Source organism: Streptomyces sp. NPDC111628, from assembly GCF_055635195.1.
This window is the reverse complement of sequence record NZ_JBVKBZ010000001.1, coordinates 125,113-144,732: the sequence shown is the minus strand read 5'-3', so window position 1 is coordinate 144,732 and position 19,620 is coordinate 125,113. Positions and strand designations below refer to the sequence as shown.

Sequence of the window (19,620 nt, the reverse complement as noted above, 5' to 3'; positions counted from 1 at the left end):
ACCAGCTCCGCTCCTCACCCTGGGGGTTCCGCCATGCACGCCATCCGACTGCACGCCTTCGGCCCGGCCGGGAACCTCGTCCTGGACGAGGTGGAGGACCCGGCCCCGGGCCCCGGCCAGGTCAGAATCGCCGTCCGCGCGGCGGGCGTCCACCTCCTGGACACCGCCCTGCGCGAGGGCATCCAGGGGCCTTCGCCCGCGCTTCCGGAGCTGCCCACCATCCCCGGCCGCGAGGTCGCCGGGGTCGTCGACGCCCTCGGCGAGGGCACCCCGGAGAGCTGGCTGGGCCGGCGCGTCGTCGCCCACCTCGGTTTCGCCCCGGGCGGCTACGCCGCACTCGCCGTCACGGACCTCGCCCGCCTCCACGAGGTCCCCGCGAAGCTGGACTTCGCCCAGGCCGTCGCCATGATCGGCACGGGGCGTACGGCGATGGGGATCCTGCAGTTCGCCGATCTCGGACCCGGCTCGGTGGCTGTGGTCCCGGCCGCCGCGGGCGGCATCGGCACGCTGCTGGTGCAGTACGCGAAGAACGCCGGCGCCACGGTGGTCGGCCTCGCGGGCGGTCCGGACAAAACCGCGCTCGTCGCCGCGAACGGCGCCGATCTCGCCGTCGACTACAAGGATCCCGGCTGGCCGGGCAAGGTCCGCGCCCACCTGGGCGGCAGGAAGGCCACCGTCGTCTTCGACGGCGTCGGCGGGGACGTCGCCCGCGAGGCGGTCGCCCTGCTCGGTCCCGGCGGCCGCCACCTGGTCTTCGGCTGGTCGGGCAAGGGCCTGCACGACGGCACCCCGTACCTCGTCGACGGCGTCTCCCAGCAGGTCCTCGGCCCGGTCATGATGGAGCGGGCCGGCGGCGCCAACCCCGTACGCACCCTGGAACTGCGCGCCCTCACCGAGGCCGCCGAGGGCCGGCTCGTCCCGGCCGTGCGGCGCTTCCCGCTCGCCGAAGCCGCCGCCGCGCACCGCGCCCTGGAGGACCGGGGGACCACCGGGAAGGTGGTCCTCGAACCATGACCGGCGGCCGGCGCGACGATCCGCGCGGCGGCTCGGGCAACGGGATGCGACCCGTCCCGAATCGTGGTCTTCTGGCGAAATGAGTGGCTCCCGGACAGGTCGGACAGGCGGACCCGCCGCGCCCGCGGAGGCCGATGCCCATCGCTGGTGGGCGCTGGTGGTGATCGCCCTGGCGCAGCTGATGGTCGTCCTCGACGCGACGATCGTGAACATCGCGCTGCCCTCGGCCCAGCGCGACCTGGACATGTCCGACGCCAACCGGCAGTGGGTGATCACCGCGTACACCCTCGCCTTCGGCGGCCTGCTGCTGCTCGGCGGGCGGGTCGCGGACCTGGTGGGGCGCAAACGCACCTTCGTCATCGGGCTGATCGGCTTCGCCGCCGCCTCCGCGATCGGCGGCGCCGCCGGCACCTCGGCGATGCTCTTCGGCGCCCGCGCCCTCCAAGGCGTCTTCGCCGCCGTCCTCGCGCCGTCCGCGCTGTCCCTGCTGACGACCACGTTCACCGACCCACGGGAACGCGGCAAGGCCTTCGGCATCTACGGCGCGCTGGCCGGCAGCGGCTCCGCGATCGGCTTCATCGTCGGCGGCGTGCTCACCGAGTACCTGAACTGGCGCTGGTGCCTCTACGTCAACATCCCCATCGCCGTCATCGCGGTGATCGGCGCGTTCGCCCTGCTGCACGACCGGCCCGGCCACGCCGACGCCCGTCTCGACGTGCCCGGCGTGGTCCTCGGCTGCGGCGGTCTCGTCGCCCTCGTCTACGGCTTCAGCGAGGCCCAGCCCCGCGGCTGGACCGACCCGCTGGTGCTGGCCCTGTTCGGCCTGGCCGTGGTCCTCCTGGCCACCTTCGTGTGGTGGCAGACCCGGGCGCCGACGCCCCTGCTGCCGCTGCACGTCATCCGGGAACGCAACCGCGCCGGCTGCTTCCTGACGATGATGCTGGCGGTCATCGGCATGTTCGGGCTGTTCCTGTTCATGACCTACTACCTCCAGGTCATCCTCGGCTACTCCCCCGTGCGCACCGGCCTGGCGTTCCTGCCGCTGACCGCCGCGATCGTCGTGGGCTCCACCCAGATCTCGGCCCGGCTGCTGCCGCACGTCGGCCCGCGCATGCTGATGGTCCCCGGCATGCTCCTCGCCTCCGGCGGCATGGTGATCCTCACGCGGATGACCGTGCACTCGGAGTACGTCTCCGAGATCCTCCCGGCGCTGCTCCTGATGGGCCTCGGCATGGGTCTGACCTTCATGCCGGTGTTCTCCACGGCCACCGCCGGGGTCGCCCCGAAGGACTCCGGCGTGACCTCGGCGACGGTCAACACCTCGCAGCAGGTGGGCGGCTCGATCGGCACGGCGCTGCTCAACACGATCGCGACCAGCACGAGCGCGTCCTGGATCGCGGCGCATCTGACGGACCCCGCGCAGCGGGAGCTGATCGTGCGGGAGGGGATCGTGCACGGGTACACGGTCGCCATCTGGGTGGCGGCCGGGGTGATGCTGCTGGCGGGGGTCGTGGCGGGGGTGATGGTGACGGCGAAGGCGCCCAAGCACGGGGTGCCGGCGGACCGGGCGGTGCGGGAGCCGGTGGGCTGAGGGCGGGGGTGCGCAGCCCGGCGTCGCGGGGTGCCTCCCCCAGTGCCTGAACGGCCTGGGAGGTACCCCCACCGCCCACCCGTGCCGCCTGGGGGTACCTCCCAGGCCCTTTAGGCACTGGGGGAGGCACGACTGCCCGCAGCTGGGTGCGGCTTGTAGCCTCAGTGGGTGATTGTCGTACCTGAAGGGCTCGCGGCCGCGCAGGCTAAATACAACGGAGAGGCCGGGCGGGCCTTCGTCGACGGGTTGCCCGCACTGGCGGCCGGGTTCATGGAGCGGTGGGAGCTGCGGCTCGACGGGCCCTCGATGCACGGGTGGGCGGCACTGGTCCTGCCGGTCGTGCGCCGCGACGGCACCGAGGCCGTGCTGAAGCTCCAGATCCTCGACGCCGAGACCGAGGGCGAGCCGCTGGCCCTGCGGGTGTGGGCCGGGGACGGCGCGGTGCGGCTGCTCGACCACGACCCGGCCACCGGGACCATGCTGCTGGAGCGCCTGGACGCCGGCCGGATGCTCAGTCACGTCGAGGACTCCCGCGAGGCCGTCCTGGTCATCGCCCGGATGCTCGCGCACCTCACGGCGACCCCCGCACCGCCCGGCGTGCGCCGCCTCGGGGACATCGCGCGGGGCATGCTGGAGCGCACGCCCGGCACCCTGGAGCGCATTGCGGACCCGGCGGACCGGCGGCTGGTCGCTGACTGCGCGGCGGCCGTGCGGGAGGTCGCCGACGAGCCGGGCGACCGGCTGCTGCACTGGGACCTGCACTACGAGAACGTCCTCGCCGCGGACCGCGCCCCCTGGCTCGCCATCGACCCCAAGCCGCTGGCCGGGGACCCGGGATTCGACCTGCTGCCCGCCCTGGACAACCGCTACGACCCGGGCGAGACCCGGTGGCGTTTCGACGCCATGACCGACGTCCTCGGTCTCGACCGGGAGCAGGCCCGCGCCTGGTCGCTGGGCCGCGTGCTGCAGAACAGCCTGTGGAACGTCGAGGACGGCGACCCGCTGGAGACGGAGCAGATGGAGATCGGGCGGCTGCTGCGCGACCTGTGAGGACCGCGCGGGTCACCGGCGGTCCTCAGCCGCGGGTGTCGGGGTGCCGCTCCCGTTCCCGGCGCACGCCGCGCTCCAGGGCGGCCGGCAGCTCCGTCCTGCGCCGTATCCGCAGCTTGCGGTAGGTGCTGGTCAGGTGGGTCTCCACGGTGCGCCGGGCGAGGTGCAGCAGCTCGGCGATCTCGGTGTTGGTGCGGCCGTCGGCGGCCAGCTCGGCGATCCGGCGCTCGCTGCCGGTCAGTGCACCGGCCCCGGTGCGGGACGCCACCGGGCCGCGGGCGCCGCCCTCGCGCAGGGCCTGCCCGGCCACGGTGAGCCAGCGCAGGGCGCCCTTGCGTTCGGCCAGTTCCGCCGCCTCGCGCAGCCGGGCCCGGGCGCGTCCGCGCTCGCCCGCGTCGAGGAGCTGGCGGCCCTGGGCGAGCAGCGCGGGGATCAGCTCCATGTCGGTGTCGGCGGGCGCGTCCCGCAGGGTCCGTACGGCCTCCTCGGCCAGTTCGAGGCCGCGGCGCCCGCCGGTCGCGGTGCCCAGCACGCGCAGGGCGCGGCCCACGGTGCGCGGCGTGTTCCACACCCGGGCCAGCCGCAGTTCCTCCGTCGCCAGGGCCAGCGCCTCGGGGCCGCCGCCCAGCGCCAGCCGGCACTCCGCGACGGCCGTCCGCCACGGGGTGACGACCGGGCTGATCACCTCGCGGGCCGCCTGGCGGCGCCCGCACTCCAGGAAGTCGTGCAGGGCACCCGCCGGGTCGCCGGTGGCGGCGCGCAGCACGCCCCGCGCGTACAGGTAGCGGTTCAGCTCCCAGTTCTCCGGCACCTCGCGCAGGTCGAAGCGGTCGGCGTGGTGCAGGGCCTCGTCGGTGCGGCCGGTGTGCACCAGCGCCATCAGGGCGTGGGCGTCCCGGTTGGTGGGTCCCGAGCCGGGTCCGGGCCCGCGGTCGGCGGCGAGGGCGAGCAGCCGGGCGTGGTCGCCGCGGGAGGCAACGATGTCGGCGCGGGTGTTGAGCAGCGCGTGCTGCATCGGGTGCAGCAGGGCGGGGTGCTGTCCGGCCAGGCCGCGTTCCACGAGCCGTTCGGCCTCGTCGAGTTCGTCGGCCCACTGGGCGACCGCGGCGGCCGTGCCGAGGAGGAAGGGTTCGGCCAGCGGGTCGGTGGGCTGGGCGAGCAGGCTCCGCACCCGGACCATCGCCTCGTCGGCGGAGATCAGCGCGGCCGTCGCCGCGTACCGCACCAGCAGGGCCTGCCCCGCGGTGCCGACCAGTTCCGGGGAGTGCCGGCCGGTCTCGGACAGCCACCGGTACACCTCCTGCCGGGTGGCCAGGTCCTCGTCGGACAGCAGCGCGGTGGCGGTCTGCACGGTGCGGGCCAGGCCCGGGTGGCCGGACAGCCGGCCCTCGGTGCGGCGCAGTACCTCCATCGCCGTACGGATCTCGCCGCGGCCGGCCAGGGCGGTGCCGAGGGCGACGGCCGTACGCACCCGGTTGCGCGGCTCGGCCGGCAGGTGCTGGGCCTCGGCGAGCCGGGCGATGGCGGCCGGGGTGTCGGCCGACGCGTACTCCAGGGAGCCCAGTTCGGTCAGCAGCCGCTGCCGGAGATCGTCGGACACCGGCTCGTCCAGCGCTCGGCGCAGATAGCCGACGGCGTCGGCGGGACGGGCGTCGTGCACGGCGACGGTCACGGCGTCGCGCAGCACGCGCAACGCCCAGGACAGGCCGACGGCCGGGGTGCGCAGCAGGTGCCGGGCGACCGCCTCGACGCGGTCGCCGCGGCGCAGCATCGCCTCCGCCGCCGACCGGTGCACGGCCTCGCGGCGCGGCCGGGGCCAGCCGGTCAGTACGGCGTCGCGCAGCAGCGGGTGCGCGTAGCGGGGGCGGCCGCCCGCGTCGGGGCGCAGCAGACCGAGCCGCGTCATGGCGGCGAGCCAGCCCTCGATCCGCGCGGGATCGGCCCCGGCCGCCTCGGCGAGCACGTCGACCGGATCCCCGGCCGACCCCCGCGCCGGGGGCGGGGAGGGGGTGCGCCACAGCGTCGTCCGGTGCGGCGCGTGGGCGGGCGGTCCGGTACGGCCGTAGGCGGCGCCGGGTGCGGACTCCGGCCGTCCGTCGTACGGCCCGTGCACCGGGTACGCCGGGTACGGCGCCCCGTCGGCGGGCCCGGTGGGCTCGTCGGGGTGCGGGTAGGGGCCGTGCTCCGGGAGCTCCGCGCCGCCGCCCCCGGGGTCCGCGCTCCACACGTCCCGGCAGCCCGGCGCGACGTCCCGGGGCCGACGCGTCCGCGCCGTCGGCGTCTCATGGGTGTGCCGACGCCCAGCGCCGAGCACCGAGCCCTGCCGGTACGCACCGTCCAACGGCGAGGCCTGCGGGTACGCGGCGCCGAACGGCGACGCCTGCCCGTACGCACCGGCCAACGGCGGTGCCTGCCGGTACACGCCACCCGAAGGAGACTCCTGCCGGTCCGCGCCGTCCAACGACGACGCCTCCCGGTACACGCCGTCCGACGGCAGTGTCTGCCGGTACACGGCACCCGACGGAGACGCCCCCCGGTCCGTGCCGTCCGGCGGCGGCGGCGCCTGTCCGTACGTGCCTGTCAACGGCCACGCCTCCCGGTACACGCCGTCCGACGGCGGTGTCTGCCGGTACGCGGCATCCGGCGGGGATGCCTGCGGGTGCGGGAGGGCATGCCGGAGGGCGGCCCGGTGGTCCGGCGGGCCCGTGGGCCAGGCCTGTTCCAGGGCCGCGAGGCAGCGCGCCACGTCGGCCGTCGCGGGACCCGCGCTGTTCAGCCACCAGGAGACGGCGGCCGGGTAGGACCCGGGATACAGCGCGGCGCAGCTGTCCGGCACGGGCGGGACGCCGTCGGGGTGCGGGGTGCCGCCGAGGTCGTCCAGCAGGGCGTGCAGGAGCAGCGGGCTGCCCGCACCGGCCCGTACGCACTCCTCGGTCCAGCGCGCGGACGCGTCCGGGAAGGCGTCGCGGACCAGCCCGGCCGCCGCCGAATCGCTGAGCGGGGCGAGGGTGTGGGTGCGCACCAGGGACGGCGACAACGCCTGGGTGAGTCCGGCGGGCCGCGGGTCGATGTCGTACTGGCTGCGCTCCGTGGCGACCAGCAGTACCGGTAATCGGTCGACGTGCCGGGCCGCCTCCGTCAGCCAGCGGCGCGAGGAGTCGTCGGCGAGGTGGACGTCGTCGACGGCCACCAGCACCGGGCCCTCGGCCGCGTAGGAGCGCAGCAGCCGCCACAGCCGGGCCGCGCTGCCCCGGTCGTCGCCGCCGGGCGCCATGTCCGTGAACTCCGGTACCGGGCCGAGGAGGTGGAGGACCATGGCGAAGGGCACCGAGGTGTCCTCGGGCGAGCAGCGCACGCGCAGCACCCGCAGGCCGAGGTCCTCGGCGTGCCGGGCGGCGGTGTCCAGTACGGCGGTGCGCCCGGTGCCGCTGGCGCCGCGCAGCAGGACGAGGCGGCCGGTGCCGGCCCGGGCGCGCTCGATCTCGGCGGCCAACAGCGCGTGGGCGTCGTCGCGTTCACGGAGCGGTCCGGTCATCGGTGCCTCCTGTGGTGGATGGTGCTCCCCCGGTGTGTGAGACGAACGACTGCGGTGAACGGTGGTGCGAAGTGGCGCGCGTCACGGTGGTCCGCGGCCGTGTCCACGGGCCCCCGCGACCTCGCGGGGCCCCTCCGACCTGCCGGAACGCCCGCGTGACGGCCGTTCGTGACGGTCGGCGCGCTGGTCTCGTGGTGTGCCTCGTGGTGCTCCACGATTGCGAAGTCCCAGCAGTCCCATAAGTGTGGAACACGCACATCCGCTACCGGCCTGTGCCGGAGTGCGGGCACGTGAACAGGGGGGAAACGGTTGCTCAACTCACCCCGGAACACCACCACATCCATCACATCCGCCACATCCACGACGTCCGCGCACGGGCCGGGCAAAGCGGTCGGCATCGTCGACCGGCGGGTCCCGGTGGCGGTGTCCGCTCCGGACCCGATCAGCCGCGAGGGCGCGGTCAGCCAGTTGCGCCGGCACCCGGAGATCGACCTGCGCGAGGAGTCGGGGCCCGGCACGGTGGCCCTGCTCATCGAGGACGCGCTCGACGACGCGGCGCTCACCCGGCTGCGCCGGATCGTGCGCAGCGAGGGCGCGCGCGCCGTGCTCGTGGTCGGTGCGATCCGCGAGAGCGAACTGCTCGACGTCGTCGAGTGCGGCGTCGGCGCCATCGTCTGGCGGCACGAGGCCACCGCCCACCGGCTGGTGCAGGCCGTACTGGCCGCCTCGCGCGGCGACGGCGACCTGCCCGCGGACCTGCTGGGCCGGCTCATCAGCCAGGTGGGCACGCTGCACCGAGGCGCGGCGGGCCGCCCCGGCGCCCCCTCGCTGGGCCTCGCACCCCGAGAGGTGGACGTCCTGCGGCTGGTCGCCGAGGGTCTCGACACCGGAGAGATCGCCGGCAAGTTGTCCTACTCCGAACGCACCGTCAAGAACGTGATGCACGGACTCACCACGCGGCTGCACCTGCGCAACCGCGCCCACGCCGTGGCCTATGCCCTCCGGGAAGGCTACATCTGACCGAACGGGCAATCGAGAGCGGACCCTTCGGTCCGTGCGGGCACCGCATCCTGCCCGTCCGTCGTCCCCGGGACGCGTGCGGGCGGGACGGGCCGGAGGAACGATCGGTGAGAGCATCGGTGGCAGGCACCGGTGACCGGCGGCAGCGGGCGGGCCGCGCGGACTCGAGTGCGGGCAGGGCGGGAGCGCTAGCGTGATCCACGAGGTGGACGAGGTCCTCAAGACCCTCCTCACGAGCGGGGCGTTGAAGGACTCGGGCATCGACGTGGCCTTCGAGGCACCCACCCGTGACTGGGCGGCCCGGCGCAACGCCCCTGTGGTCAACACCTACTTGTACGACATCCGTGAGGACGTGAGCCGTCGGCACCGCGGCCAGATGGCGGTCCGCGACCAGGACGACATCGTCATCAAACGCCGCCAGCCGCCCCGCTGGTTCCGGCTGTCGTACCTGGTGACGGCCTGGACGAAGACCCCGCAGGACGAGCACCGGCTGCTGTCCGCGGTCCTGGCGACCCTGCTCCCCCGCGAGCTGCTGCCGCCCTCGGAACTCCCCGGCTCGCTCGGCGCGCTGGGGCTCTCGGTGCCGTTGACGGTGGCCGGCATCCAGACCGAGGCCCGGTCCCTCGCCGAGATCTGGTCCGCCCTGGGCGGCGAGCTGAAGCCGTCCCTCGACCTGGTGGTGACCGCACCCTTCCCGGCCTTCCCCGAGTACGAGGCCGGGCCCCCGGTCACCGAGGGCGCGACGGTCCGGGTCGGCGGCATCGAGGGCGACCCGCCGGCGGCCGAGGGACGCTCGCACCGACCGCACCAGGTGGCGGCGGCCCGCGCCGCCCGCAAGGCCGCGCCGGGCGGCCGTACGAAACGACAGTGACGACCGTGACGACTGTGAACTCCCCCGGCACCGCCCCGCCGGACGCCGCCCCGGGCGCCCCCTCCGTTCCGTCCACTCCGTCTGGTTCGTCCGCTCCGGCCGCTCCGGCCGACGACCCCGCCCAGGTGCTGCTCGCCCGGCTCGGTGTCCTGCGGGAACGGGTGGCCGCGCTGGTCGACCAACGCACCGCCACCGACCCCACGGCCGACGACCCGCTGCGCGGCCTGTACCTGCCCGACGAGGCCGTGCACCACCTGCTGCGCACCTGGCCGTCCGGCGACGGCGGGCCCGCGGCCGTGAAGCCGGTCTCCGTCGGCGCTCCGGCCGGCCCCGGGGACCGGCTGGCGGAGCTGGCCGTGCGGACGCGGCTGACCGAGCTGGACACCGCCGCCCTGCTCGTCGCCCTCGCTCCCGACGTCGACCGCACCTTCGAGCCGCTCTACGGCTACCTCAACAACGACGTGAGCCGCCGCCGTGCCACCGTCGGCCTCGCCCTCGACCTGTGCGGCGTGCCCGCGCACACGGCGACGGCCCGGACCCGGTTCCACGCCTCGGCACCCCTGTGCGCCCTCGGCCTGCTGGAGGTGGAGGAACCCGAACGCCCCTTCCTCACCCGCTCGCTGCGTGTCCCGGACCGGCTCATCGGCCACCTGCTCGGCGACGACACCCCGGACGCCGCGCTCCTCGGCCTGCTGCTCCCGGTACCGGACCCGCTGCCCGCCGCCGACACGGACGCCGACGACTTCGTACGCCGGCTGACCGCCCGGCTGCACGACGGCCCGCTCACCGCCTACCTGCGCGAACCGCGCGAGGGCGACGGCCTGGCCGCCGTGGCCTCCGTGCTGGCCGCCGCGGGCATCGACGCGCTGCGCTGCACCGAGCCCGCGGACCACGTACCGGAGCTGCTGCGCGAGGCCCGCCTCGGCGGCCGGGCGGTCGTGGTGGCGGGCCTGCCCGAGAAGCCGGGCCCGCTGGTGCGGGCGCTGACCGCGGCGCGGGACGTGACCGTCCTGGTGACGGACCCCCGCCCGTACGACCCGCACTGGTCCCCCATCGACCCGCTGGTCCTGGACGCACCGGGCCGCCGGGCCGGTGGCGCGGCCGCCTGGCGCGCCGCGCTGGGCGCCGACGCCGACGGGTTCGACCTGGCCTCGGCCGTCGCCCCCTACCGGCTCGGCGGCGACCGGATCCAGCGGGCCGCGCACACCGCCCGGACCCTCGCGGCCTTCGACGGTACGCCCGTCACCGCCGACCACGTCCGGCTCGCCGCCCGCCGCCAGTCGGCCTCCGGCCTGGAACGCCATGCCCGGCGGATCCGGCCCGCCGTGGACTGGCGGGACCTGGTGCTGCCCGACAAGCCCCTCGTCCAGCTCCGCGAACTCGCCCTGCGCGCCCGCCACCGGGACCAGGTCCTCGGCGAGTGGCGGCTGAGTGCGGGCGGCGGGCGCGGCCGGGGCGTCCTCGGCCTGTTCGCGGGCGAGTCCGGCACCGGCAAGACCCTGTCGGCCGAGGTGGTCGCCGCCGACCTGGGCCTCGACCTGTACGTGGTGCAACTGTCGTCGGTCGTGGACAAGTACGTGGGCGAGACCGAGAAGAACCTGGAGCGCATCTTCACGGAGGCCGACCGCACCGACGCCGTACTCCTCTTCGACGAGGCGGACGCCGTCTTCGGCAAGCGCTCCGAGGTCAAGGACGCGCACGACAAGTACGCCAACATGGAGAGCGCCTACCTGCTCCAGCGCCTCGAGTCCTTCGACGGCATCGCCCTGCTCACCACCAACCTGCGGGCCAACATCGACGAGGCGTTCACCCGGCGCCTGGACCTGGTGGTCGACTTCCCGTTCCCGGACGCCGGGCAGCGGCTGGCGCTGTGGCGGCACGGGCTGTCGCACGTCCCGGCCGCCGAGGGCATCGACCCGGAACCGCTGGCCCGGGACTTCGAGCTGGCCGGCGGTTCGATCCGCAGCGCCGTGGTCACCGCGGCCTACCTGGCCGCCGGACGTGGGGGAACGGTGACGGCGGACGACCTCCTGGAGGGCGCCCGCCGTGAGTACCGCAAGGCCGGGAGACTGGTCCCGGGCGAAGGCGGATGGTGACCGCCGGGCCCGGGACCGCCTGAGAGCCGTCAGCCCCTCTTCGGGTGGATGATCTCCCACTCCTGGTCGTCGACGTTGCTGCAGTTGTCGAGCACCAACTTGGAGAAGAGGGCGCCGCCGTTCGCGCCCTCCACGCCGAGGCACTTCTGGTTGCTGGAGAAGTTGCGGATCCAGTAGGCCCCGCTCTCCTGCTTGTCGACCCACCAGAACTGGTTGTCGTTCGCGCTGGTGCTGTCGCACTTGAACTCGGTGACGGGCGTCCCCACGGAAACGGCACCGTGGTAGGGCAGGTCCATGCAGTACTGGTCCTTGATGTTCCGGATCTGGAAGAGCGCCGCCCCGCCGGGGCCGCCCTTCTCGTACTTCACCTCGAGGTTCCAGATCTGGTTGTCCCCGTCGGTGTCGTCGCAGACGGCCTGCTGGACGGGTCCGTCGAGCTCGCCCTTCTCCCGCCCGGGGAGTTCGGCGCACTGGTGGCTGGTGGTGTTGCGCAGCAGGATGTTCTGGGCGGGCACCACCGGCTTCACGGCCGGCTTGTCGGGCTTCTTGGACTCGCCGCCGCCCTTGTCCTCGTCACCCTTCTTCTCACCGCCGCCCTCGTCCTTCGACTCATGGGTGGCCGGCTGCTCGGGCGCCGCGGGCGCGGACTCGGCGGTACTGGGCAGCGTCTCGGGGGTGGCGCTGGGGCTGGGGGCGAGGGCGACACCGGCCTGCTGGGTCTGCTCGGTCGCGCTGGTGCGGACCTGCGGCTTGTACGCGATCCAGATCATCACGAACGCGATCGCCAACGCCACGAAGATCCCGAGGAACGTCGCCAGCCAGCGAGGCAGGAACCCGCGCTGCACATACGTGCCCTCGACATCGGTCGGATCCACCCCCGACCGCCGCACCGCCAGCTTGTACGGCCGCTCCTCCTTCGACCCGAACCAGGTGATCTGCCGCGGCTTGAGCGTCGTCTCGACGAACGCCGCACGCCCCGGCTCGATCTGCACGTTCGAGGGCCGGATCTCGTACGAGAGGTGGTCGCCGGTGTCGCTGCCGGTGACCGACGCCGTCACCTTCGTATTGCCGAGGTTGTCCACCGCCAGCCGCGGCCGGCCACGGAACCGCCCCTTCACCGTGTGCGGCACCAACTCCGCCCGCACCTCGGTGAACGCCGTGATCGTCAGGTTGCCCTCCGGAACCGTCACCGCATCCGGATGCTCCGTCGGCACGATCCGCACCGCATACGGATTCGGCCCCGCCACCGCGTCCGACGTACGCGGCGGAGCGAACGTCAGCTCCACCGTCCCCGTCGTCCCGGGATACAGCCGCAAGGTCTGCGGCTCGATCGTCGTCCAGGGAGCCACGTCCCCCACCGGCTCGAACCGGTACTCATCGACGACATCACCGGTATTACGCACCCTCAGGCGCACACGCGTACTACTGCCGGGGTCCACAGTCGCGGACGCGGGCTCCAGGGAAGTCCACAGGCTCACACACCGACGCTACGGGTCAACTCCCGGCGGGGCAGCGGCACTCGGGGCAGTGCCCGCTGCCCCAAGGTGCCTGATCGTACGACTTTTCGGACCCCGCGTCAGTCCTTCGACGGGTGGATGATCTCCCACTCCTGGTCGTCGGTGTTGGTGCAGTCGGCGATGTTCAGCGGGGTCTCGGTGCCGCCGTTCTGGCCCTTCACGTTCAGGCACTTGTTGTTGCTGGCGAAGTTGCGGATCCAGTAGTCCCCGCTCTCCTGCTTGTCGACCCACCAGAGCTGGTTGTCGGCCTTCGTGCCGTCGCAGTGGAACTCCGCGATTCCCGTTCCCACGGGGCGGGCGCCGTACTCCCCTAGGTCCATGCAGAACTGGTCCGTGGTGTTGCGGATCTGGAAGAGCGCGGCACCGCCGGGACCGCCCTTCTCGTACTTCACCTCGAGGTGCCAGTACTCGTTGTCGCCCTCTTCGTGGCAGTTGGCCTGCTGGACGATCCCGTTGATCTTGCCCTTGCCCCGCCCGGGGACGTCGGCGCACATGTGGGTGGTGGCGTTGCGGAGCATGACGTTCCTGGCGGGCACCACCGGCTTCACGGCCGGCTTGTCGGGCTTCTTCGGTCCCCCGCCGCCGCCACCTCCGCCGCCGCCACCGCCGCCGTCGTTCTCGGGCTTCTCGGAGGCCGGCTGCTCGGGCTCCGCGGGTGCCGACTCCGCTGTGCTCGGGAGCGTTTCGGGGGTGGCGCTGGGGCTGGGGCTGAGGGCGACACCGGCCTGCTGGGTCTGCTCGGTCGCGCTGGTGCGAACCTGCGGCTTGTACGCGATCCAGATCATCACGAACGCGAGTGCCAGCGCCACGAAGATCCCGAGGAACGTCGCCAGCCAGCGAGGCAGGAACCCGCGCTGCACATACGTGCCCTCGACATCGGTCGGATCCACCCCCGACCGCCGCACCGCCAGCTTGTACGGCCGCTCCTCCTTCGACCCGAACCAGGTGATCTGCCGCGGCTTGAGCGTCGTCTCGACGAACGCCGCACGCCCCGGCTCGATCTGCACGTTCGAGGGCCGGATCTCGTACGAGAGGTGGTCGCCGGTGTCGCTGCCGGTGACCGAGGCCGTCACCTTCGTGTTGCCGAGGTTGTCCACCGCCAGTCGCGGGCGGCCACGGAATCGCCCCTTCACCGTGTGCGGCACCAACTCCGCCCGCACCTCGGTGAACGCCGTGATCGTGAGGTTCCCCTCCGGAACCGTCACCGCGTCGGGGTGTTCCGTCGGCGTGATCCGCACCGCGTACGCATTCGGGCCCGCCACCGCGTCCGACGTGCGCGGCGGAGCGAACGTCAGCTCCACCGTCCCCGTCGTCCCGGGATACAGCCGCAAGGTCTGCGGCTCGATCGTCGTCCAGGGAGCCACGTCCCCGACGGGCTCGAACCGGTACTCGTCGACGACATCACCGGTGTTGCGGACCCGCAGGCGCACACGTGTGCTGCTGCCGGGGTCGACGGTGGCGGACGCGGGCTCCAGGGAAGTCCAAAGGCTCACACGCCGACGCTACGGGTGTCCGGGTGGTTCGTCAGGAGTCGCGAGGGCAAAGGCGATTGCCCTCGCACACGGAGTCAGACCGTGATCCGGACGGCCTCCAGCTGGAGCCTGTCGTTCTCCATGTTGCTGCCGAAGTACCGCCACTTCCCGGCCTCGGTGCAGCCCTGCTTCTGCCAGCCCTTGTCCTTGACGTGGGTGTTCGGGCAGACGGTGCCTTCGACGGTGCTGAGGGTGAATCCCTCCATCGGGGAGACCGCCTCCTTGGTGCTGCCCAGGTACATGTCGGTCTTGTCGGGGGCGCTCGCCCAGTCGTCGCCCGTCAGCCATCCCTCGACGACATGGGCTCCGTTGCCGGTCACGCCCTTGGTGCCGGCCACGGCGATGTTCAGGGCTTTGATCGGGAGGTTCTTGCCGACCGTGCCGGCCTCGGCGCCGTCGCACACCGGGTCCTGCCAGCCCTGGTCGGCCACGTAGGCGCGGTAGCAGATGTGCCGGCCCTCGCTGCGGGCGGCGATCTCCTTCACCGCCGTGGCCGCGGTGCGTACCGGCGGCTTGGGCTTCTTGGACTCGCCGCCGCCCTTGTCGCCGCCCCCCTTGTCGCCGTCTCCGCCGTCGTCCTTGGGCTCCTGGGTGACCGGCTGCTGCGCCTGCGGCTGCTCGGCGGGCGCGGACTCGGCCGTACTGGGCAGGGCCTGCGGGGTGGCGCTGGGGCTGGGAGCCAGCGCCGCACCGGCCTGCTGGGTCTGCTCGGTCGCGCTGGTGCGGACCTGCGGCTTGTACGCGATCCAGATCATCACGAACGCGATCGCCAACGCCACGAAGATCCCGAGGAACGTCGCCAGCCAACGCGGCAGGAACCCACGCTGCACATACGTCCCCTCCACCTCGGTCGGATCCACCCCCGACCGCCGCACCGCCAGCCTGTACGGCCGCTCCTCCTTCGACCCGAACCAGATGATCTGCTTCGGCTTCAGCGTCGTCTCCACAAACGCCGCACGACCCGGCTCGATCTGCACATTCCCCGGCCGCACCTCATACGACAGATGATCACCGGTATCACTGCCCGCGACCGACGCCGTCACCTTCGTATTACCGAGATTGTCCACCGCCAGCCGCGGCCGGCCCCTGAACCGCCCCTTCACCGTGTGCGGCACCAACTCCGCCCGCACCTCGGTGAACGCCGTGATCGTCAGGTTCCCCTCCGGAACCGTCACCGCATCCGGATGCTCCGTCGGCACGATCCGCACCGCATACGGATTCGGCCCCGCCACCGCGTCCGACGTACGCGGCGGAGCGAACGTCAGCTCCACCGTCCCCGTCGTCCCGGGATACAGCCGCAAGGTCTGCGGCTCGATCGTCGTCCAGGGAGCCACGTCCCCCACCGGCTCGAACCGGTACTCATCGACGACATCACCGGTATTACGCACCCTCAGGCGCACACGCGTACTACTGCCGGGGTCCACAGTCGCGGACGCGGGCTCCAGGGAGGTCCACAGGCTCACACACCGACGCTACGGACGGCCCGACACGGCGTCAGGACGTGCGGGGGCAGAGTGCGTTGCCCGAAGGGGCCATGCGTGGGGCGCCCGGGTCTATCGGGCGTCGTCCCAGTCGTCGGTGACCGCTCGCTGGGCGACGAGGGACGGGGCGACGGCTTCCCCCGCGTCGAAAGCCGCTCCGTCGTTCACGGCCGCGACCTCGGAACTCTGCCCCGGGTCCGTGACGGGGGGAGCGCCGCCGCTGCCGCTGCCCGTCTCCGTGATGCCTCTGCTGTTCTTGTCGAGGTGGCTGGCCTCGTGGGCGAGGATCTTGTTGTTGCCGATGGCGGACGGGCCGAGGTACACGTCCATGCCGATCGTCATGGCCTCGGCACCCATGGCCGCCGTCGCGCGCTGGGCGATCGCGCCCGTGTGCATGCGGGCGCCGGCGAGGGCGGGATTCTGGTAGAACGGCACCGCCTTGTCGAGGAAGGACCCCGGGAGCGACGAGCTGGGCGAGTCCTTCGCCTCTTTCAGCAGCTGGTGCTGCCCCTCCGGGCTCCGGTCGTCGATCCCGTCGTGCCCGCAGCCCGCGCCGTGCTGGTGCGCTTCCGGGTCGATGCGGCGCTGGACGGTGTGCCCGCAGCCGGGACCGTGCTGGTGCGCGTCCCGGGCGACCACCCGCTGGACGGCGGCGTTGCCGGCGGTGCTCTGGAGCGCCAGGACCGTCGCCGGGGCCATCGGCGCTCCGCTCACCGCCGTGAGGGGCGCGGGCACCGCCCGGTGTGGAGTGCGGCCGCCCCGGGCGGCCTGCTGGTCGGCGGCTTCCTCGTGCGCGCGCACCATGCGCTCCCTTCGACACCGGACGTGTGACCCTCAGCACTACCGGAACTTCCCCGACGTCGACAGGTCCACGCGGGCAACACCGGGGGCAACGGCGCCCGGTGTCGCTTCCGGTCCCGGCACGGGACGCTCAGAGCGAGGAGAGCGCCTTGGCTATCGCCTCTTCCCACTCCGTCTGCAGGTCGGGGTTGTTGAGCGAGTCCAGCCACTGCTCCTCGTCCTGGTTGTGCTTCACCGGGCTGCACTTGAGGGCCTTGAGGAACGCGCGGGCCTTGCGCCGGATGTCCTCGGGGACGTTCTCGCCCACGGGCACGGCCGGGCCGGCCGCCTGCGCGTAGAGCTCCTGTGCGTTGAGCTGCCGCTTTCCCTGCTTGATGGGGTGCGTCACCATGATCGCCTCCTTCAACGCGTCGCTCTTTCTGCCCCGCCCGTCCTCGTCCAGCCTGGGCGCCTCGGGCGCCGGTGTTCCCTCCTGGGCGTTGGTGGTCCGAGCGTGCTTCTGGTAGTCCCGTACCGAGTCGTAACGCTTGTTGGCCTTCCGCAGGCCCTTCTCGACCGCGCCTTCGCCCAGGGCCACTGCCGTCGTAGCGCCCACCACACCGGCCCCGATCCCGCCTGAGACCGCTCCTGCCGCGGCCGCGACCGCCACGGCGCCGGCGGCGGTACGCGCGATGTTGCCGCCACCGTTGATGGCGCGGCGCCTGAGTTTCCTCTTCTTCTTCTTCACCGCGTAGTCCCGCCCGCTGGCCAGGTGCCCCATCAGCTCCTCCCGCAGGCCCTCGATGTGGGTGCGATCGGCCTCGACGGCCTGCAGCGCCTCCGCTTCCGCGCCGGGCTCCGCGGCCGCCAGACTGATCGAGTCCTGGGCCAGTTTCGTGTTGGCCGCTCCCAAGGCGTCCAGGACAACCTGGAGTTTCCGGTCGCGCTTGGCGATTTCTCCGCTGAAGTGTGTCTTCAGCTCCTTGCGCTGCGCACGCGTGTCCTTGAAGACCTTGACGTCGCGGCCGACGGTCAGGGCGGAGAACGCCATGGTGAGGCCACCGCCGGCGGCGCCGAGCTCGGCCATTCCGGCCGCGTTCTCGGTGACTCTGCCGATGTTGTCGGCGCCCTTCACCGCGTCGTTGATGAGCATGAGGCCGGCCGTCACCGCGCCGTTGAACTTCGTTCTCAGGTTCTTCCTGAAATCGTGGGAAGCCGGACCCGACTCGTCGCGCTTCTTGTACGAGTTCTTCCACGCCCTCACGTTGTCGACGGTGCCGGTGAAGTCGGCGATCGTGTTGGGCACGGCCTCGGTCAACTGCTGGGCTGCGGTGTCCTGCACCGTCCCGGTGTCCCCGTGCTGCGTCGCCTCCGCCCGCTGCGTTCCGCTGTACGGCGCGCTGGCTCGCAGGGCCGCCACGTCGGGGACGTCGGTCCATGCCTTGACCTTGGCGTTGCCCTTACCGGCGGCGTCCCTGGCCTGCTTGCGGCGGGTCCCGCGGGCTTTGCCGGTACCTGCCGGCTCTACTCCGTCCGTCCGCTCCGCCGTCTTCGCCGCGTTCTTCTTCGCGGCCTCCGCCGCGGCCTCCTTCGCCTTCTTCTCCGCCTCCCGGGCCTCCTTCGCCGCGCTCAGCGCCGTCGTCGCCGTGGTCTGGGCCGCCCTCTGGTCCAACTGCTGCTGCCCCGCGACCGCCGCCCTGTTCTGTGCTTCGGCCGCGTCCTGCGCGTGCCCCCGCCCCTCGGCGCGGGCCGCCTCCGCCTGCTGCCGCCGATCCGCCGCGATGTGCGCCTGCTTGTCCGCGTCGGCCTGGGCCCGGTCGGCCTGCCCCAGCGCCTTGTCCGCGGCCTCCTTGTGCCGTGCCGCCTCACGCTCGGCCTTGCCGCGCTCTCGCGCCGCGGCGTCGGCGTCCTTGTCCCGTTGCGCTGCCAGATCCCCGGCCGCCTTCGCCTGCTCCTGCGCCGTGTCCCGGTCCTCGGCGCACGTGCTCGCCTCGTCCTCGGCCTTCTTCCGCGCCTCGTCGGCGGTTTTGCTCTCCCCCGCCTGCCGATGTGCATCCTCCTCGGCAACCCCCGCCTTCTTCAGCGCGTCGGCCGCCTCCTCGGCCCACTTCTTCACGCTTTGCGCGATCTTGTCCTCGGCCTCGGCCTCGGCTTCGGCCCTGGCCGCCTGCTGCTGCGCCTGGTCCTCGGCCTCCGCCCTCGCCCGTGCCGCGGTCTCGGCGGCCTCCTGCTGTTCCTTGGCCTCCTGGGCCTGCCTCTTGAGCTTCGCCACCTTGGCCTCGGCGGCCTCCTGCCGTTCCTTGGCCTCGTCGGCCTGCTTCTTGAAGTCCGCCGCCCTGCCCGCGGCGGCCTTCCGCTTCTCCTCGGCCTCCTCGGCCTTCTCCGTGTACTTCCGCTCCTCGTCACGGGCCGCCTCCGCCGCCGCGCGTTCCTCACGCTCGGTGTCCTGGAGCCCGCCCGCCCTCTCCTCGGCGGTCTGCTGCTTGGCCGTCGCCGTGCCGGCCGCCTCGGCGAACTTCTCCTCGGCCTCGAGCGAGTTCGTCCGGCTCCGCTCCGCGGCCCCGGCGGCCCCTTCCAGCTGCTCCGCCCTGCCCCGGGCCGCCGCCGCCTCCCCGCGCGCCTCGGCCGCTTCCCCGGACGCCTCCCACACGTCGGTCTCCGCGCCGGCCCGCGCCAGCGACGCCTCCGCGACCTTCCCCTTCTGGACGGTCACCTCGTCCACGGCCGCCTGCTGCTCGGCCGCCGTGTCCGCGCCCCGGCCCGTCGTACCGTCCGGCCGCTCGGACTCCGTCACCGGCGTGATCTGCAGGTCGTCCACCGGCGCCGAGGTCGCCCGCGCCACCACCGTGCCCCGGGGGAGTTGCGCCGTACCGACCGCGCGCTGGATGGCCGTACCGGACGACCCACGCCGGATCGCCGAGGTCACGGCCCGGTTCCCCGCGGCGGCCTGGAGCGAGGCCAGGGGAGGTTGCGGGCGTCCCTGCGGGCGGGGCCGGGCCGGGGCGGCCTCGGCCGGGCGGTGTCTCTGCGTGTGGTTCAAGCGGTCCGACACGGACGATCCCCTCCTGACACCCCGTCACCGTCCCCGCCGCACGCGGGGCAGCGCCCCGGTGCGGCGGGACGGCGCGCCCCG

The 19,620-nt window shown here is 73.4% G+C and carries 12 protein-coding genes; 6 read left to right on the top strand and 6 right to left on the bottom strand.

Annotated features, from left to right (window positions below; translation table 11 throughout):
* Positions 1-33 precede the first annotated feature (33 nt).
* The 3 genes from ACZ7MF_RS00725 to ACZ7MF_RS00715 all read left to right on the top strand — a co-directional run bounded on the left by ACZ7MF_RS00725 (position 34) and on the right by ACZ7MF_RS00715 (position 3,655).
* Entirely contained in the window at positions 34-1,014 is a 981-nt protein-coding gene (locus ACZ7MF_RS00725) for a zinc-binding dehydrogenase (RefSeq protein ID WP_471473676.1), read from the top strand.
* A 79-nt stretch (positions 1,015-1,093) separates the two neighbouring features.
* Complete coding sequence (locus tag ACZ7MF_RS00720; RefSeq protein WP_471473674.1) at positions 1,094-2,605, top strand: MFS transporter; 1,512 nt, start codon at positions 1,094-1,096, stop codon at positions 2,603-2,605.
* A 168-nt stretch (positions 2,606-2,773) separates the two neighbouring features.
* The gene (locus ACZ7MF_RS00715) at positions 2,774-3,655 is read left to right on the top strand and encodes an aminoglycoside phosphotransferase family protein (RefSeq protein ID WP_471473673.1); all 882 of its coding nucleotides are present in this window, start codon (positions 2,774-2,776) and stop codon (positions 3,653-3,655) included.
* A gap of 25 nt (positions 3,656-3,680) precedes the next feature.
* Here ACZ7MF_RS00715 and ACZ7MF_RS00710 read toward each other — a convergent pair whose 3' ends face one another.
* Complete coding sequence (locus tag ACZ7MF_RS00710) at positions 3,681-7,190, bottom strand: helix-turn-helix transcriptional regulator (protein WP_471473671.1); 3,510 nt, start codon at positions 7,188-7,190, stop codon at positions 3,681-3,683.
* Between the two features lie 309 nt (positions 7,191-7,499).
* Here ACZ7MF_RS00710 and ACZ7MF_RS00705 point away from each other — a divergent pair, with 309 nt between their 5' ends.
* From ACZ7MF_RS00705 to ACZ7MF_RS00695, 3 genes are all read left to right on the top strand, one after another.
* Positions 7,500-8,210 carry a helix-turn-helix transcriptional regulator gene (locus ACZ7MF_RS00705; protein WP_471473669.1) on the top strand — a complete coding sequence of 237 codons (711 nt, stop codon included), beginning with the start codon at positions 7,500-7,502 and terminating at the stop codon, positions 8,208-8,210.
* A gap of 193 nt (positions 8,211-8,403) precedes the next feature.
* Entirely contained in the window at positions 8,404-9,081 is a 678-nt protein-coding gene (locus ACZ7MF_RS00700; RefSeq protein WP_471473668.1) for a Pvc16 family protein, read from the top strand.
* 5 nt (positions 9,082-9,086) lie between these two features.
* The gene (locus tag ACZ7MF_RS00695; RefSeq protein WP_471473666.1) at positions 9,087-11,177 is read left to right on the top strand and encodes an ATP-binding protein; all 2,091 of its coding nucleotides are present in this window, start codon (positions 9,087-9,089) and stop codon (positions 11,175-11,177) included.
* A 29-nt stretch (positions 11,178-11,206) separates the two neighbouring features.
* Here the strand turns inward: ACZ7MF_RS00695 and ACZ7MF_RS00690 are convergent, their stop codons facing one another.
* The 5 genes from ACZ7MF_RS00690 to ACZ7MF_RS00670 form a co-directional block, all read right to left on the bottom strand.
* Positions 11,207-12,655 (bottom strand): RICIN domain-containing protein, encoded by a 1,449-nt coding sequence (locus ACZ7MF_RS00690; RefSeq protein WP_471473665.1) that lies wholly within the window; start codon positions 12,653-12,655, stop codon positions 11,207-11,209.
* A gap of 98 nt (positions 12,656-12,753) precedes the next feature.
* Positions 12,754-14,187: an RICIN domain-containing protein gene (locus ACZ7MF_RS00685; protein WP_471473663.1), complete on the bottom strand. Its 1,434-nt coding sequence runs from the start codon at positions 14,185-14,187 to the stop codon at positions 12,754-12,756.
* A 74-nt stretch (positions 14,188-14,261) separates the two neighbouring features.
* Positions 14,262-15,689: a hydrolase gene (locus tag ACZ7MF_RS00680; RefSeq protein ID WP_471473662.1), complete on the bottom strand. Its 1,428-nt coding sequence runs from the start codon at positions 15,687-15,689 to the stop codon at positions 14,262-14,264.
* Between the two features lie 90 nt (positions 15,690-15,779).
* Positions 15,780-16,511, bottom strand: coding sequence for an eCIS core domain-containing protein (locus tag ACZ7MF_RS00675; RefSeq protein WP_471473661.1), 732 nt, complete (start codon positions 16,509-16,511; stop codon positions 15,780-15,782).
* A gap of 127 nt (positions 16,512-16,638) precedes the next feature.
* Positions 16,639-19,539 carry a coiled-coil domain-containing protein gene (locus tag ACZ7MF_RS00670; RefSeq protein WP_471473659.1) on the bottom strand — a complete coding sequence of 967 codons (2,901 nt, stop codon included), beginning with the start codon at positions 19,537-19,539 and terminating at the stop codon, positions 16,639-16,641.
* Between the last annotated feature and the right edge of the window lie 81 nt (positions 19,540-19,620).

Coding starts and splice junctions, on each gene's coding strand:
- ACZ7MF_RS00710 (WP_471473671.1), bottom strand. CDS start 7,190: ATGACCGGACCGCTCCGTGAACGCGACGACGCCCACGCGCTGTTGGCC.
- ACZ7MF_RS00720 (WP_471473674.1), top strand. CDS start 1,094: ATGAGTGGCTCCCGGACAGGTCGGACAGGCGGACCCGCCGCGCCCGCG.
- ACZ7MF_RS00725 (WP_471473676.1), top strand. CDS start 34: ATGCACGCCATCCGACTGCACGCCTTCGGCCCGGCCGGGAACCTCGTC.
- ACZ7MF_RS00675 (WP_471473661.1), bottom strand. CDS start 16,511: ATGGTGCGCGCGCACGAGGAAGCCGCCGACCAGCAGGCCGCCCGGGGC.